This is a genomic window from Pseudomonas sp. LB1P83, from assembly GCF_054897885.1.
This window is the reverse complement of sequence record NZ_CM142709.1, coordinates 4,569,336-4,583,642: the sequence shown is the minus strand read 5'-3', so window position 1 is coordinate 4,583,642 and position 14,307 is coordinate 4,569,336. Positions and strand designations below refer to the sequence as shown.

The 14,307-nt window shown below is 58.6% G+C and carries 16 protein-coding genes; 6 read left to right on the top strand and 10 right to left on the bottom strand.

Annotated features, from left to right (window positions below; all coding sequences use genetic code 11):
- Positions 1–129: 129 nt before the first annotated feature.
- On the bottom strand, positions 130–1,152 hold the full coding sequence (locus ACYZTY_RS21025; protein WP_461955311.1) for a transporter: 1,023 nt from the start codon (positions 1,150–1,152) through the stop codon (positions 130–132).
- Between the two features lie 451 nt (positions 1,153–1,603).
- Here ACYZTY_RS21025 and ACYZTY_RS21020 point away from each other — a divergent pair, with 451 nt between their 5' ends.
- Entirely contained in the window at positions 1,604–3,229 is a 1,626-nt protein-coding gene (locus tag ACYZTY_RS21020; RefSeq protein ID WP_461955310.1) for a methyl-accepting chemotaxis protein, read from the top strand.
- Between the two features lie 158 nt (positions 3,230–3,387).
- On the opposite strand, the gene ACYZTY_RS21015 is transcribed toward ACYZTY_RS21020, so the two are convergent.
- Complete coding sequence (locus ACYZTY_RS21015) at positions 3,388–3,693, bottom strand: PepSY domain-containing protein (RefSeq protein ID WP_461955309.1); 306 nt, start codon at positions 3,691–3,693, stop codon at positions 3,388–3,390.
- A gap of 136 nt (positions 3,694–3,829) precedes the next feature.
- Positions 3,830–4,957 (bottom strand): glycerophosphodiester phosphodiesterase, encoded by a 1,128-nt coding sequence (locus tag ACYZTY_RS21010; protein WP_461955308.1) that lies wholly within the window; start codon positions 4,955–4,957, stop codon positions 3,830–3,832.
- Between the two features lie 235 nt (positions 4,958–5,192).
- Here ACYZTY_RS21010 and ACYZTY_RS21005 point away from each other — a divergent pair, with 235 nt between their 5' ends.
- Positions 5,193–5,519, top strand: coding sequence for a DUF2025 family protein (locus ACYZTY_RS21005; protein WP_461955307.1), 327 nt, complete (start codon positions 5,193–5,195; stop codon positions 5,517–5,519).
- 111 nt (positions 5,520–5,630) lie between these two features.
- Here ACYZTY_RS21005 and ACYZTY_RS21000 read toward each other — a convergent pair whose 3' ends face one another.
- Complete coding sequence (locus tag ACYZTY_RS21000) at positions 5,631–5,960, bottom strand: antibiotic biosynthesis monooxygenase family protein (protein ID WP_461955306.1); 330 nt, start codon at positions 5,958–5,960, stop codon at positions 5,631–5,633.
- Positions 5,957–6,664, bottom strand: a complete 708-nt coding sequence (locus ACYZTY_RS20995; protein ID WP_461955305.1) for a CTP synthase C-terminal region-related (seleno)protein — start codon at positions 6,662–6,664, stop codon at positions 5,957–5,959. The genes ACYZTY_RS21000 and ACYZTY_RS20995 overlap by 4 nt, the downstream gene beginning before the upstream one ends.
- Before the next feature lie 15 nt (positions 6,665–6,679).
- On the opposite strand from ACYZTY_RS20995, the gene ACYZTY_RS20990 reads away from it, so the two are divergent.
- Positions 6,680–7,621 (top strand): LysR family transcriptional regulator, encoded by a 942-nt coding sequence (locus ACYZTY_RS20990; protein ID WP_461955304.1) that lies wholly within the window; start codon positions 6,680–6,682, stop codon positions 7,619–7,621.
- Between the two features lie 7 nt (positions 7,622–7,628).
- On the opposite strand, the gene ACYZTY_RS20985 is transcribed toward ACYZTY_RS20990, so the two are convergent.
- Positions 7,629–8,168, bottom strand: a complete 540-nt coding sequence (locus ACYZTY_RS20985; protein WP_461955303.1) for a DUF1003 domain-containing protein — start codon at positions 8,166–8,168, stop codon at positions 7,629–7,631.
- Between the two features lie 139 nt (positions 8,169–8,307).
- Positions 8,308–8,916 (bottom strand): TetR/AcrR family transcriptional regulator, encoded by a 609-nt coding sequence (locus ACYZTY_RS20980; protein ID WP_461955302.1) that lies wholly within the window; start codon positions 8,914–8,916, stop codon positions 8,308–8,310.
- Positions 8,917–9,130: 214 nt separating this feature from the next.
- On the opposite strand from ACYZTY_RS20980, the gene ACYZTY_RS20975 reads away from it, so the two are divergent.
- Positions 9,131–10,207 carry an MBL fold metallo-hydrolase gene (locus ACYZTY_RS20975; protein ID WP_461955301.1) on the top strand — a complete coding sequence of 359 codons (1,077 nt, stop codon included), beginning with the start codon at positions 9,131–9,133 and terminating at the stop codon, positions 10,205–10,207.
- 113 nt (positions 10,208–10,320) lie between these two features.
- Positions 10,321–11,850 (top strand): amidase family protein, encoded by a 1,530-nt coding sequence (locus ACYZTY_RS20970; protein WP_461955300.1) that lies wholly within the window; start codon positions 10,321–10,323, stop codon positions 11,848–11,850.
- A gap of 66 nt (positions 11,851–11,916) precedes the next feature.
- Here ACYZTY_RS20970 and ACYZTY_RS20965 read toward each other — a convergent pair whose 3' ends face one another.
- From ACYZTY_RS20965 to ACYZTY_RS20955, 3 genes are all read right to left on the bottom strand, one after another.
- On the bottom strand, positions 11,917–12,186 hold the full coding sequence (locus ACYZTY_RS20965) for an XRE family transcriptional regulator (RefSeq protein ID WP_461955299.1): 270 nt from the start codon (positions 12,184–12,186) through the stop codon (positions 11,917–11,919).
- A gap of 11 nt (positions 12,187–12,197) precedes the next feature.
- On the bottom strand, positions 12,198–12,515 hold the full coding sequence (locus ACYZTY_RS20960) for a helix-turn-helix domain-containing protein (protein ID WP_461955298.1): 318 nt from the start codon (positions 12,513–12,515) through the stop codon (positions 12,198–12,200).
- 93 nt (positions 12,516–12,608) lie between these two features.
- Positions 12,609–13,376, bottom strand: coding sequence for an AraC family transcriptional regulator (locus ACYZTY_RS20955; RefSeq protein ID WP_461955297.1), 768 nt, complete (start codon positions 13,374–13,376; stop codon positions 12,609–12,611).
- A gap of 112 nt (positions 13,377–13,488) precedes the next feature.
- On the opposite strand from ACYZTY_RS20955, the gene ACYZTY_RS20950 reads away from it, so the two are divergent.
- Positions 13,489–14,304 carry a sulfite exporter TauE/SafE family protein gene (locus ACYZTY_RS20950; RefSeq protein ID WP_461955296.1) on the top strand — a complete coding sequence of 272 codons (816 nt, stop codon included), beginning with the start codon at positions 13,489–13,491 and terminating at the stop codon, positions 14,302–14,304.
- The last annotated feature ends 3 nt before the right edge of the window (positions 14,305–14,307 follow it).

Below are 14,307 nucleotides of genomic sequence, written 5' to 3'. Positions count from 1 at the left end.
TGCTGATCCGTTAATCAGAATCCACCACGGTCCCTGTAGGAGCGAGGCTTGCCCGCGAAGCGGTATATCAGGTAAAACGCCTTCGCGGGCAAGCCTCGCTCCTACAAGTGGAGTGCCGGATTTGAAAGATTAATAATCCTGGCGCTTACGAAACGCCCAACGCCCCGCAATCACGGTAAACGTAGCGACCAGCGCCACCAGAATCCAGAACCCCTCCGGATCCCCCGAAAGCGGCACCCCGCCCACGTTCATGCCAAAGAAACCGGCAATGATGTTGATCGGCAGCGCCAGCACCGTCACCACGGTCAGGGTGAACAGCGTGCGGTTGCTTTGCTCATTGAGGTTGGCCGCGATCTCTTCCTGCAACAGCTTGATCCGCTCGCCCAGCGCCGTGAGGTCGTTGATGATCAGCGCAAACTCCTCGGTGGACTTGCGCAGCTCCTTGACGTCCTCCTTCTGCAACCACTGCGGCGGCCGGTTGAGCAATCGCAGCAACGACCCCGGCTCCAGTGCCAACAAACGTTGCAGGCGCACCAGTACCCGGCGATTGGCACCGAGTTCAGCACGGTTGGTCGACAGCCGTGAAGACAGCAACTCATCTTCGATCTGATCGACACTAAGGCTGGTCTTGCGCACGATCTGGGTCAGCACTTCGCCCTGATCGCGCAGCAAATGCACCAGCAATTCCAGTGGTGAGCGAAAGCACTCGCCGGCCTTCACCGACGAACGCAGCTTGTCCACCGAGTGCAGCGGTTGCAGGCGCGCGCTGATGATCAGCCGACTGCGGGCACAGACCCACAGCGTCGACACATCGGACGACACCATGCTGCTGAGGTTGAACACCACGTCGTTGACCACGGCCAGCAACGCCGAATCGACATGTTCGATACGCGTGGATCGAGACCCTTCGTGCAAGGCTTCGAAAAACTCGTCTGGCAATTCCAGATGGCTTTTCATCCAGCGCTCGCACGCGGCATGCGCGAGGTTCAGGTGCAGCCACAGAAACTCGTCACTCTCGTCCGGCTGTTGCAGGCATTGCAACGCCTTGGCCGAATCTATCTCCCGACCACGCTCGCCGGGGCGAAAACTGAAACCGTAGAGCAGACCGAAGAGGTCCGGGGCGCGATGGCTTTGGTCGATGCTGTGGTTCATGAGGGCTCGCTGAAGGAGGTGCGGTCGGTCGCTTTGTGGCTAGCGGCAGGAGGCACTGTCGCTCGCTTTATGTAGCAGCTGGCGAAGCCTGCGTTCGGCTGCGAAGCAGTCGTCAAACTGGAGCACGCGGTCTTCCTGACGCAACGCATCGCATGATTTCACGACTGCTTCGCAGCCGAACGCAGGCTTCGCCAGCTGCTACAGGTTGAGTTATGCCCAGGTTCACTTGAGCCGCATCATCGCAAGCCTGGATGACGTTTTTGTTACGATAAAATAACCGCAAACGATTGGACTACCGACGGTCGGAAAAGATTCAAGAACCGCTCTGGCACGCCGATCTCGCTTAAGTTACTTTGCGCGGCTTCGGCCATGAGCCAAGTTTCAGACAGGGATGTCCGGACACCTTTCACGCCGTGTTTGCTGCGTGTCTCACCCCTGTCATGAGTATCACTTGATGCTGCAAAAATCCCTGAGAGCACAAATCCTCGCCTTGTTGAGCGGCAGCCTGTTGGCGATGCTGTTGATCGCCTTGGCTTGCTTTCACTTTCTCTCCAGCGGCGTTCAAAGCTATGCGAATCTGATCGAAGGCCCGTTGCACACCTCGCAGTTGATCGATGAAGCCAACCTGCAATTCAAGGTGCAGGTGCAGGAATGGAAAAACGTCCTGCTGCGTGGCAAGCAACCCGCGGACCTAAACAAATACTGGAAACAATTCGAAGACCGTCAGCGCGATGTGCAAAGCATTCTCGGTGAGCTGGCCGGGCAGAAGGGCATCGAGCCGCAACTCAAGACCCGCATCGAACGCCTGCGTGACGAACACCGTCAGCTGGGCGCCGCCTATCAGAAGGGCCGTGATGCGTACGTGGCAGCCGGTGCCGACCCAACAGCGGGCGACACGGCGGTCAAAGGGGTGGACCGTGCAACCAGCGATCAGATGAGCGAACTGGTCAGCGAATTGCGCAAGCAGGGGACCGAGCAATCGACGCTGATCAGCGCCGACGCCGATCGCACGGTATTGCTGGGGCTCATCGTGATGCTCGCCTCGGGTCTGTTGATCGGGCTGTTGAGCCTGTGGCTGGTCAACCGCAACCTGGTCGAACCGATCCGCAAACTGATCGAATACGTGGCGCAACTCAGCCAGGGCAAGTTTGCCGATCGTGTGGCCAGCACCCGTCAGGATGAGCTGGGCAAGCTGGCGGTCGCGGCCAACACCTTGCGTGATTTCCTCGCCGAAACCTTCAGCCGTTTGCAGCGCAGCGCCAAGGATCTGGACAGCGCGAGCGGGGAGCTGAATTCGATCGCCGGCCTCATGGCCAGCGGCACCAACGAACAGTTCAACCGCACCGATCAGGTGGCCACGGCGATGAACGAAATGTCTGCCACCGCACAGGAAGTCGCCCGTCACGCCGCCGATGCGGCACGTGCTGCCGACGATGCTGACCAGTCCGCGCAGCAGGGCGAAAAAGTCATGCAGGGCACCATCCACACCATCACCCGGATGCGTGGCGAAATCGCCAATACCGCCACGGTCATCCGCCAACTGGAAACCGACAGCGGACGGATTGGCAAGGTGCTGGAAGTGATTCGCGGCATCGCCGAACAAACCAACCTGCTGGCGCTCAACGCGGCGATCGAAGCGGCCCGTGCCGGTGAAGCCGGACGCGGTTTTGCCGTGGTGGCCGATGAAGTGCGCAGCCTCGCCCAGCGCACGGCCGCGTCGATCATCGAGATCAACCAGATCATCCAGACCGTGCAAACCGGCGCGGTGGACGCGGCTCAGGCGATTGAAAGCGGCCAGTCGCGCAGTGAAGAAAGCGTCGAGCAAGTGACCCAGGCCGGCGCGATGCTGGAGCGGATCACCCTCGCCGTGGAAGCCATTCGCGACATGAACCGCCAGATCGCCACCGCCGCCGAAGAGCAGACCTCGGTCGCCGAAGACATCTCGCGCAACCTCACTGAAATCACCAGCATCGCCAGCACCAACCTGGACAACGTGCAGCGCACAGAAGCGGCCGGTCGCAATTTGCACGGGTTGTCCGGGCAGTTGAATGAAGTCACGGCGCGTCTGAGCGCGTAATGGAAAGGTCTGCGTGCCGGTTTGCTTGCCGAATCGGTACACAGTCGATCCAGTACGTCGGGGTCTCTGGTCAGCACGAACGCCTGAGTCTTGCGTGAATCCGACATGCAAAAAAGCCGCACGATCCGAAGATCGTGCGGCTTTTTTCTATGCGTGAATCAGGTGTCTTGTTTGTTGCTCAGGACTTTGCCTGTAGCGGCATCGAAGTCCACGTCAAATTCTTTGCCGTCAGCGGTTTTCAGTTCCACTTCGTACTCGTAGCCATTGAAGTGGTTGTCCAGGTCGGTGTCGGTGATGGTCGCACCCGGGTGCAGTTTCAGCGCCGCCTGGTTCATTTCTTCCAGTGGCTTGATCTTGCCGCCCTTGACCAGCTCAGGGATCTGGTCGACGCGAACGTCAGCCTGCGCCAGGCCAGCAGTGAGGGTCAGGGCAGCGGCAGTGAACAGGGCAGTCAGGGTTTTCATGGGGTTCTTTCCTTGGGGTGATCTGTTTAAGTGGGGCCAGATTAACGACGGCAACTTAATTCACCCTTAATTCCAATGACCGTGTCGTTTGGAAGATTTCGCGGGCAAGTCGACGCGGTGTCGTGTCAGCGACCGATCAGTAGCCGTTGTTCTGCAGCAATTGCGCGACGGTGCCCGCCGCCGGACGTTTGTAGAACTTCAGCAGCTCACTGGCGCGGTTGGTGAAGATGCCATCGACGCCGGCCTCCATGACTTTCTGGTAATCGACCGCATCGTCAATGGTGTAGACGTGCACCAGCAGGCCTTGATCATGGGTGTATTGGTTCATCCACGGTTTCACCAGGTCCGAATAGCTCTGATCGCCACCCTTGGTCAACGCGGCCGAAGGGCCGGTGCCGATCGCGCCCTGGGCCTTGGCGTACTCGACCCATTGCTGGAATTCGGCTTTGTCCTTCGGTTCCTGTTTGGCGTAGTAAGTCGCTTTGTCCTTGTCGCCGGACTCGGCAAACGTCACTTTGGATTTCGGTTCGATACTGCCTTCGCCGACCCACAGCAGCAGGATCTTCGGCACCTGCGGCATTTCCTTCTCAAGCAGTTCGAGGCTGCTCTTCTCGAAGGTTTGCAGCACGACTTTGCCTTTGCCCTGGCCGACCGCCAGATTGCTTTTCGCCAGTTTGGAACCGGCCGGGCTCAGCCAGCCGCGATCCTGCAATTTATCCTTGAGGTCGCTTTCGATACCGGGGAATTGCTTCGGCTCTTTGGTCTCGATGTACAGGCCGGGCTTGTGCAGCGGATTGCCCTGGGCGATGTCGATGATTTCGTCGAGGGTCAGGATCTTCAGGCCGACGAAGGCAGGACGTGCGCGATCCGGGTAGGCGGTGTTGAACCAGCTGCCGGCATCCAGTGTTTTCAGTTCGGCGATGGTGAATGCGTTGGCCGGGCTGTCCTTGCGGTCGGGGAATTTTGTGGCAACGTCGGTGGTGCGTTGCAGGTTGTTGTCGTGCAGGGCGAACAGCACGCCGTCCTTGCTGCGTTGCAGGTCCATTTCCAGATAATCAGCGCCCAGATCACGGGCCAGTTTGTAGGCGGCGGCGGTGGATTCCGGTGCATCGAAAGACGCGCCACGGTGGGCGATCACAGCAGGATGCGGGATGCCCACACGGGTCGCCAGAGCGGTCGGGCTGGGCTCGTTGGCGGCCTGTGCCTGGCCGAGGCCGAGCAGCATGCTCAGCAGCAGGGCGCTTTTGGTGAAGGTAGCAGGCATGGTCGAGGTCCTTTCGCGATGAGTTTTCAAAGACGTCTCTTTTAACAACTGAGCGCCCCGAGCGCTATCGCCAGACCGACATAAACGTGTTTAAAGCAGATTTTTTCAGCGCTTTTGTGCAGTTCTTTGCAGTACTCTTGGCCCAGGCATTTCCCCGGCAGAGGGAAATCCGATTGCTAAACCTTGCGTGTAAACCATCGTTCACCGGTCGTTAACGACCTTTTGTGAGGTTTATATGCGCATCACTTCCGAGCTTATCTGCCAGGCCGCCGACCAACTCAAAGGCTTCGTCGGCCTCAATCGCAAGACCGGCCACTACATCGTGCGTTTCAGCGAAGACTCGTTTGGTATGGACGTGGCTGATGACGGGATTATTCCCACGAGTGAATTTGTCTGGGCGCCGGGGCCGGCGCAGGCGATGACGCTCAAGCGTGAGCTGATTCAGTTGCTGCTGGATCAGAATGTTGATGACCGGATCAATGTGACCGAACCGTTGCGGGTGTACATGAATCGGCGGGAAGTGCCGGAGATTTCGGCGGTCAGGAGTCTTGTTCAGGGCTGAGGTTTTTGTGTTGTTTGCTCTGGCCTCTTCGCGGGCAAGCCTCGCTCCTTGTACAGCGTAATCCCCGTAGGAGCGAGGCTTGCCCGCGAAGGCGGCCTAAAGAACACCGCATCATTTTGCTGTCTTGAACGCATACCCCCGCTCAACCCTGCACACCCGCGTATGACACGCCGAATACCACGTCGACCGCCCACGCTCGCGAATCTCGCTGTGCTCAGGATGATGCTTCCACGCAACAATCGCCGCCTCGCTGGCCCAGTAAGACACCGTAATCCCCAGCCCATCCTCGCCCCGAGCTGATTCCACCCCCAGAAACCCCGGTTGCTCACGGGCCAGTTCCAACATGCGCTCGGCGGCCTCGGCGTAACCGTGATCGCCGTCGGTGCGCAGCGAAGTAAAAATCACCGCGTAGTAAGGCGCCGATGGCGTATCGGCAATCATGATTTTTGCCTTTTGCAGGCTTCGATCAAGGCGCGAACCAGCGGCGGTAGCGTGCCTTTGAGCGCGGCGCGTTCAGGCTGGAACAGGGTGGCGACGAAAAACGGATGACCTTTGAGTTCAACCGCCCGTAAGTCGCCGGTCGAGTCATGGCCAACGGCGCACAGCTGTTGCGTCAATAACTCACGTTCGAAGTCTGGATTCACGCCATAGCGGCAGCGATATCCCTCAACGATCTCAGCGCTTTCGTACGCCTTGGCGATCAACGAGCCTTCAACCAGGTGAATGCTGTCCGTCGCTTCCACCAATGAACAAGCCAGCGGCGTGAGTAACGCACGCGCTGCATCGGGATGGGTTTCGCCGTGTTCGGCGTCTTCCCAACCCAGCACGTTTCTAGCGAACTCCAGCACCGCGTGTTGAAACCCGCCGCAGGTGCCGAGGAACGGTCGCTGCTGTTCACGGGCAAAACGGATCGCCCGTAACGCGCCGTCCATGTCGCGATAAGGGCTGGCGGGCACGCACCAGAAACCGTCGAAGTTTTGTAACGGGGTGGCGGTGTTTATGTGATCGGTGGTCAGCCACTGAAATCGCACATCCACGTTTAATTGTTCAGCCGCCATGCCGAGCGCGACGGGAATGGCTTGATGGGCGGTGACCTGTGGATCGTAATCACCGATGAGGGCAATGCGGATTGCGGTGGTTTCCATGAGTGATCTCGACGCTTGTTGATTCCTGGCACCCACTATAGATTGGCGTTTACGCATTCAATATTGGCGTTATCCCAAGTGATCAATGCAGCGACGCACTATCGGCTCGACTATCCAGACCTGGCGCTGATCCTCGCCTTGGTGCGCGGCGGCTCTCTGGCCCGGGCCTCGGCGTTGTTGAAAGTCGACGTTTCAACGGTGTTTCGCGCCGTTCGCCGATTGGAAGCCGCGCTGGGCCAGCAACTGTTCGAAAAAAGCCGCGCCGGTTACCTGCCAACCACGCTTGCGAAAACTCTCGCCGAGCAAGCTGAGCGGGCGGAACAAGCGCTGGAAGCGGCGCGCATCGGCGTGGAGCAGGGCGGTGAAGTTGTGAGCGGCACGGTGCGGTTGACCTGTACCGATTCTGTTCTGCAAGGGTTGCTGCTGCCGGCACTGGCGCAGTTCATGCCGTCCTACCCGGCACTGACCCTCGAGCTGAGCACCTCAAACGACTTCGCCAACCTCAGCCGCCGCGATGCCGACATCGCCTTGCGCCTCACCCGCACGCCGCCCGAACACTTGGTCGGTCGATGTCTGGCGGATATTTCCTATCGGGTCTGTGCCAGCGCGGCGTACTTGAAATCGGTCGATCCTGAAGACCTGGCCTCACTGACCTGGATCGCGCCGGATGACTTTCTTCCCGACCATCCCACCATTGCCTGGCGGCGCCAGCAATTGCCCGGCGTGACACCCGGATATCGCTGCAACAGCATGCTGTCGGTGACCGAATTGGTGCGGGCCGGGTTGGGCGTCGCGGTGTTGCCGGACTTTTTGATCGGTGACCAACTGCAACCGTTGACCGGCCCCTTGCACGGTTACGATACCGCGCTCTGGCTGCTCACCCGCCCGGACTGCCGTGCGTTGCGCTCGGTGGTGACGTTGTTCGATGAGTTGGGGCGGGCGCTTCGATTGCCGTGACCGGGCGCTAAACTTTTGGCTGATCCTTGAGCACGAAGTGCTGATGCATTTCCGAGGTCAGGTTCTCGATGCGTTCAGTCAGGGTCTTGGTCATTTCCGTCAGCCGAGTGTTCTGCTCGAGCAACGCCATCAGCTGCGCGGTGTTCTGCGCCGCTTGTGCCTGACGTTCGCTGTTGGCCACGGCGAGGGATTCCCGGTGCAGGGCGTCGGCGTCTGACTGAGCTTTGTCCCGCGCCGCCTGGCGGGTCTGGGCCAACAGAATCAGCGGGGCGGCGTAAGCCGATTGCAGGCTGAAGGCCAGGTTGAGCAGGATGAACGGATAGACGTCGAAGTGGGTCACCCCAAAGATGTTGAGACACACCCAAAGCACCACGATCAGCGTCTGGGCGCCCAGAAAGGTCGGCGTGCCGAAGAACCGCGCAAAGGCCTCGGCGCGCAGGGCAAACTTGTCGTTGCCGAACGTCGGCGCCAAGTGAGCATGAGCGCGGTGAAAACGCAGGTGATCGACGGGAGCGGCGGGGGCGGTTTCGTTGGTGTTGGTGGTCATGATGCTCTCTGCAGGGCGCTGGGACTGAGGCTCACTATAGCCCCAGCGCCAGTTTCATTCTGAAACACATTGCAGCGATGTATTCAGCGCGACCCATGACCGGTCAATCGGCCGACATTGTCATTTGTTGCAGCTCGATTCAGCGCTGATAACAGGCCAGAAACATGTCCAGCGCTGACTCCACCACGGTGCTCTGCATCTCGTCTGACAGCGCCGGGAGCCCCATGGAAATCTGCGGCCAGAACGCAAAGGATTTGAGCATTCCCTGAATCTGCTGTGCGGCAAATTCAGGGGCGACCGGTTTCAATCGACCGTCCGCCTGGGCGGCGCGAATCCACACGGTCAGGCCTTCTTCACGCTCACCCATTCGGGCAACCATATTTTGCGCGCGCTCGGGGGAATGAATGGTGGCAGCGATCGCCACACGCGCCAGGTCGAGGAAATTGTCATCGCCCAGCATCTGCAATTTCGCCCTCAACATCAGGCTCATTTGATCGCGCAGCGGCAGGTCAGGGCGGTAGGCCGTTTCCTGTTCTGCGGTCACCCGCGCCCACAGTTGATTGAGAATTTCGGCGAACAATTCTTCCTTGCTGGGGAAGTGGTTGTACACCGTGCGCTTCGACACGCCGGCGGTGGCGGCGATCTTGTCCATGCTGGTGATGTCGAAACCGTTGGCACGGAATTCGGCAATCGCCGCCTGAATGATGGCTTCGCGTTTACGGTCGGTGAGGCGCTGTGGAGCTGTCATAAGTACGCTTCGGCAGGAAGATAAAGAGAATTACACTCAGCAGTTTACTTGTGATCGGGTTTGATGCAACCTTGAAACTACACTGTGCAGTGTAATGTTTTGTTAATCCTGCTCAGGGAAAAATAGAATCTCCGGCTGATGCGTGCGTGCTTTGGCCATTAATCGTCCCACCGTGGAATACCGCTTTTTGCGGTTTTTCTGGAGTTACTCAGTCATGGCCAACTCAATTTCCCCTACGGACAACGCCTCCACGCCTGAAGCATCCCGTCAGGCAGAAGGGCTCTTCCGCAATCATGCGCCCGTGCAACGTGAAGGCTTTCGCAAAATGGTGCGCATCATGTGGAACATGATCTTCCACAAGCCGCGCAATACCCGACCGACAGCGCCCGTCCCGGTGCAAGCCCTGACCCAGGCCGCGCTGATCGCTGCACCCAATCACAGCATCTATCGCCTCGGCCATTCCACCGTACTGCTGAAACTGCGGGACAAATTCTGGATCACCGACCCGGTCTTCGCCGAACGCGCCTCACCGGTGCAGTGGGCCGGTCCCAAGCGTTTTCACCAGCCGCCAATCAGCCTCGAAGCATTGCCGCCGATCGAAGCGGTGATCCTGTCGCACGACCACTACGACCACCTCGATTATCAAACCGTGCTCAAATTGGCCGACAAGACCAAGTACTTCCTGACGCCACTGGGCGTGGGCGACACCCTGATCAAGTGGGGCGTCGATGCCAGCAAAGTGCGTCAACTGGATTGGTGGCAGGGCACGGAAGTCGACGGCATGCAGTTCATCGCCACCCCGTCGCAACACTTCTCCGGTCGTGGCCTGTTCGATGGCAACAGCACGCTTTGGGCCTCGTGGGTGATGATCGACGGCGACACGCGCATCTTCTTCAGCGGCGACAGCGGTTATTTCGATGGCTTCAAACGCATCGGCGAACAGTACGGCCCGTTCGACCTGACCCTCATGGAAACCGGCGCCTACAACGTCGAGTGGCCTCACATTCACATGCAGCCTGAGGAAACCCTGCAAGCGCACATCGACCTCAAAGGGCGCTGGTTATTGCCGATTCACAACGGCACCTTCGATTTGTCGATGCACGCCTGGTTCGAGCCCTTCGACCGGATCCTCGCATTGGCCTGGGAGCGCAATGTGTCGATCACCACACCGCAAATGGGTGAGGCGTTCAACGTGAAATACCCGCAACGGGGAAGCGCGTGGTGGTCGGAAATGGAAAGTACCGTGAAGGAAGAAGGCCGTATGGCTTGTAGTGGCTACAAGTCTGGATGAAGTTTCCTACGTTGGAGGTTCCTTGTGGCTGACAGCCGTTTCCTATGGCTTCGGTAGGCTGTGCAGCGGGTGAAATGACTCACTCGTGATTAGCCATAACAAGGAAGCTGTAAATGAAGGACGTTTTAAGAAACCGCATGACGGCACTGGTGCAGATCATTCTGCTATCGGCCACCGGGTCTGCATTTGCAGACAATAAAGCACCAGTCACTGCTATGACGCTCGAATATGCGAGCGTCAGCGAGCTCACTGAGCGGATGGAACGTAACGAACTCACCTCCGTTTCACTGGTGGAATATTTGCAGGCGCGCATCAGCACGCTGGATAAGCAAGGGCCGATGATTAACGCGATTATTGAGCTCAACCCGCAAGCCATCGACATTGCCACCACCTTGGACCAGGAACGTCAGGACGGAAAAGTGCGTGGCCCGCTGCACGGCATTCCAGTTCTGCTCAAGGACAACATCGACACTGCGGACCAGATGCAAACGAGCGCAGGCTCTTTGGCCATGGTCGGTCAGCCTGCGGCGAACGATGCGTTTGTCGTAAAACAACTGCGCGATGCAGGTGCCGTCATTCTCGGTAAAACCAACATGAGCGAATGGGCTTACGTCCGGGAAATGGGCTTGCCCCACGGTTGGAGTGGTCGAGGCGGCCAAGGTAAAAATCCCCACGTACTTGGCGGAGAAATCTGTGGTTCCAGTTCCGGTTCTGCTGCTGGCGTAGCCGCCGGTTTCGCACCGTTGGCCATCGGCACTGAAACCAACGGCTCGATCACTTGCCCTGCTTCGGCCAACGGGGTAGTTGGCGTCAAACCGACACTGGGATTGTTCAGCCGATCAGGCATCATTCCCATCACACGTCTGCAAGACACCCCCGGCACCCTCACTCGCACCGTTCGTGACGCCGCACTGATGTTCAATGCCCTGCAAGGCGCCGATGCTACGGATGCCTCAACCGGTAATGCGCCGAAGGGAGTCGACTACACCACTCTGCTCACCACGGACGCATTGAAAGGCAAAAGAATCGGCTACCCGATCGAGTACGTAGGCACGAACGGCAGCGTGCTTAAACCAGGCATTGAATTCCTGACGGCGTTGGCCACGCTGGAAGAACAAGGCGCTACCTTGGTGTCGTTGAAAGTCCGACTGCCGGATATCGATGGCTACTTCAACACCCTTATGGCAGGCATGAAACACGAACTGCCCGAGTACCTGGCCAGCCGCCCAGGGTTGCCGATTCAGACGCTTCAACAGTTGATCGACTTCAACGAACTTCATCCGGGCGCCGAAGGTTACGGGCAGCAGATGCTGAAGGACATCAACGAACTGGACATGACCCACTCGCAGGCAACTGAGTTGTTCGGCATCCTCAATGCCAGCTTCAAGGCTGCCATTGATGAGCAAGTGGCTGAACATAATCTGGATGCGTTGATCGCCGATGCCGATGGCTATTCGCAATTCAGCGCCGCAGTGGCTGGCTTCCCTGGCATTACCGTCCCGTCGGGCATGAACAACGATGAGTTGCCGACCTCTGTGTTCTTTTTCGGCCAGCGCTGGAGTGAACCTCAACTGCTGGCGCTGGCTTACAGCTATGAACAAGCATCGTTAGAGCGCCAGAATCCGGCGTTTAAAAAGCAGTAAGGCGTGAGACCAGGCTGGTGCGGGCAACGAAAGCCATCACACCCTCCTGGAAGCGCGATCAAGGCCTCAGAACGCTTGATCCTCTACCGTTGGGCCGCTCGCCATGGAGCGGCCCGCGATCTTCGCCACAGTCAGATCGCGTACGTTCCCGTCGAGAATTTCATCCAGTTCCCCCGCTGTCAGCCCAAGCCTTTGCGCCGCTTCCGCCTTACCCAACTGACCTGTGTCGAGCAGCATCCCGATCTTCATGAGGTATTCGGCTTTGGCCCTCATTTCCCTCGCATCGGCACCCGAAGATGGATTACCGCGCCTGTCGCCTTCATCGATTCCATTCATCAACTGACACCTCACTCAACCATCGCATAGTCCGCCCGACCCACCGGATCAGGCGTCGACCCTTTAATATTCATCCCTCGACCCGGCGCAAATCCCGGGAAGAACACCAACCCCTCAGATTCAAACCGATACGCCAACGCCAGTCGGGTGACATCCAGTACATCGCGTTCGGCTTCAAAACGCAGAATGGCGTCCACGGAGACCCCGGATTCCTCCGAGAGCTCTTCCACGCTCCAACCCAGCATCGCTCGGGCCTGGGCGGAGTGGGCCGGGGTGAATTGGAAAAGGGCGATACGTTCCAGGGTGATTTTCATCGCAAGAGAGGCCATGGTGTTCTCCGGGCTCGAGAGTGCTAATCCAAAAAGTACTGTTGTTTTGTACAGTTGTTTTGCGCCCGGATCAAACTCATTTTTTGATTTTTGCTATGCAGCCCCCTCCATCCAGACGGACGGTGCCTGCCCCAACACGCGGCGAAACATGGTCGAGAATGCCGCCGGGCTGTCATAGCCAAAATCCAGCGCAATCCGCGTCACCGGCGTACCCGCCGCCAACTTCGCCAATGCCAGCACCACGCATGCCCGCTGGCGCCATTGGCTGAAACACAGGCCAGTCTGCTGACGGAACAGCCGATTAAACGTACGCAGGCTGATGTGCAATTGATCAGCCCATTGCTGTGGCGATTGATGCGCGTCGGGCCGCTGCAAAAAGCCTTGGCACAACCCCAGCAACCGCACATCGACCGGTAGAGGGATGTGCAACGGCAAATGTGCACTGCGCGCCAGCTCATGCAGCAACAACTCGATCAGCGCGCCATCGCGCCCGGCCTCGTCATACGCCAGCGGGATCTCCACCGCCTCCATCAACAAGTGCCGCATCAACGGCGACACACTGATCACCTGGCAACGAACCCCCAGATCCACCCTCCCGGGTTCGATGTACAAACTGCGCGTGCTCACCCCCAGCATCAGAACCTCATGTGCCACCCCCGCCGGAATCCACACCGCCCGTTGTGGCGGCACCACCCAATTGCCGTCGTGCGTACTGACCTGCATCACCCCCGTGGCGCCGTACAGGAGTTGTGCCCGCCGATGTGTATGACGGGGCAACACATGGCCGTGGGAATAATCCGTACCGATCGCCACCACTGAGCGTGGAGTGTCATCCAGCAGATTGATCGAAATATTGCGCATTGAGCAGCTTCCAACAGTTGGCGTAAACGCGAACATTATTGGCTGAGTTGCTGAAGCAGGCCAAGGCGCATCGCTCTATTGTCGGCGGCTCTCAATCAATGGACGACGTGTGATGTTTTATCTTTTGCTAGGGTTTTTTGGGGGCGTGACTGGTGTTACTGCGGTGTTGTTCGGCTTCGGTGGCGGCTTTGTTGTGGTGCCATTGCTTTACCGGATGCTCATGGCCAGCCATGGTGTCGATGACCCTATCGGTCAATCGGCGATGCACATTGCCGTGGCGACTTCGACCTGCGTGATGATCGTTAACGCATTGGTCGCCACGGGAAAACATCACCGCGCGGGTAATCTCATTCGCCATTACCTGTGGCCGTTGGGTGGGTTTATCGGATTGGGCGCAATCCTCGGAGCGGTCGCGGCGATGTGGGTAAGTGGAGAGGTGATTCGTTATGCCTTCATCGCGTACCTGGGCGTGACCATTATGGATTGCGTGTTCCGACGCGGATTTCTTACGCACACCAGTAACGGAATCCCACGGCGATTGGGGAGGGCAGAAGTTTCGGGTGGCGGCGTAGGAATCGGTGCGATCGCGACGTTTCTCGGAGTGGGCGGGAGCGTGATGACCGTGCCGTTGTTGCGTCGATGCGGATTGAGCATGAGTCAGGCGACGTCAATGGCCAATCCGCTAAGCCTGCCGGTGGCGTTGGCCGGGACGCTGACTTACATGGCGATGGCCGGGGTCACCAAGTTTGATTTGGGGGCTTGGTTTATCGGGTATGTGGATGTATTGGCATTCGTTTTACTGACGACCGGATCGCTCATCGGAATTCGGTTGGCGACGCCGTGGATTGGGCGGATACCGGATCGTATTCATGCGCGGGTTTATATCGGTTTGCTGGTGTTGGTGATGCTCAGCATGATGATGAGTTAAAGC

Bases quoted from the DNA above. Each gene is read 5' to 3' on its own strand.
- ACYZTY_RS21025 (WP_461955311.1), bottom strand. From the start codon at position 1,152: ATGAACCACAGCATCGACCAAAGCCATCGCGCCCCGGACCTCTTCGGT.
- ACYZTY_RS20970 (WP_461955300.1), top strand. From the start codon at position 10,321: ATGAAGGACGTTTTAAGAAACCGCATGACGGCACTGGTGCAGATCATT.
- ACYZTY_RS21015 (WP_461955309.1), bottom strand. From the start codon at position 3,693: ATGAAAACCCTGACTGCCCTGTTCACTGCCGCTGCCCTGACCCTCACT.
- ACYZTY_RS21005 (WP_461955307.1), top strand. From the start codon at position 5,193: ATGCGCATCACTTCCGAGCTTATCTGCCAGGCCGCCGACCAACTCAAA.
- ACYZTY_RS20950 (WP_461955296.1), top strand. From the start codon at position 13,489: ATGTTTTATCTTTTGCTAGGGTTTTTTGGGGGCGTGACTGGTGTTACT.
- ACYZTY_RS20960 (WP_461955298.1), bottom strand. From the start codon at position 12,515: ATGGCCTCTCTTGCGATGAAAATCACCCTGGAACGTATCGCCCTTTTC.
- ACYZTY_RS20975 (WP_461955301.1), top strand. From the start codon at position 9,131: ATGGCCAACTCAATTTCCCCTACGGACAACGCCTCCACGCCTGAAGCA.
- ACYZTY_RS20965 (WP_461955299.1), bottom strand. From the start codon at position 12,186: ATGAATGGAATCGATGAAGGCGACAGGCGCGGTAATCCATCTTCGGGT.
- ACYZTY_RS20985 (WP_461955303.1), bottom strand. From the start codon at position 8,168: ATGACCACCAACACCAACGAAACCGCCCCCGCCGCTCCCGTCGATCAC.
- ACYZTY_RS20980 (WP_461955302.1), bottom strand. From the start codon at position 8,916: ATGACAGCTCCACAGCGCCTCACCGACCGTAAACGCGAAGCCATCATT.
- ACYZTY_RS20955 (WP_461955297.1), bottom strand. From the start codon at position 13,376: ATGCGCAATATTTCGATCAATCTGCTGGATGACACTCCACGCTCAGTG.
- ACYZTY_RS21000 (WP_461955306.1), bottom strand. From the start codon at position 5,960: ATGATTGCCGATACGCCATCGGCGCCTTACTACGCGGTGATTTTTACT.
- ACYZTY_RS21010 (WP_461955308.1), bottom strand. From the start codon at position 4,957: ATGCCTGCTACCTTCACCAAAAGCGCCCTGCTGCTGAGCATGCTGCTC.
- ACYZTY_RS20995 (WP_461955305.1), bottom strand. From the start codon at position 6,664: ATGGAAACCACCGCAATCCGCATTGCCCTCATCGGTGATTACGATCCA.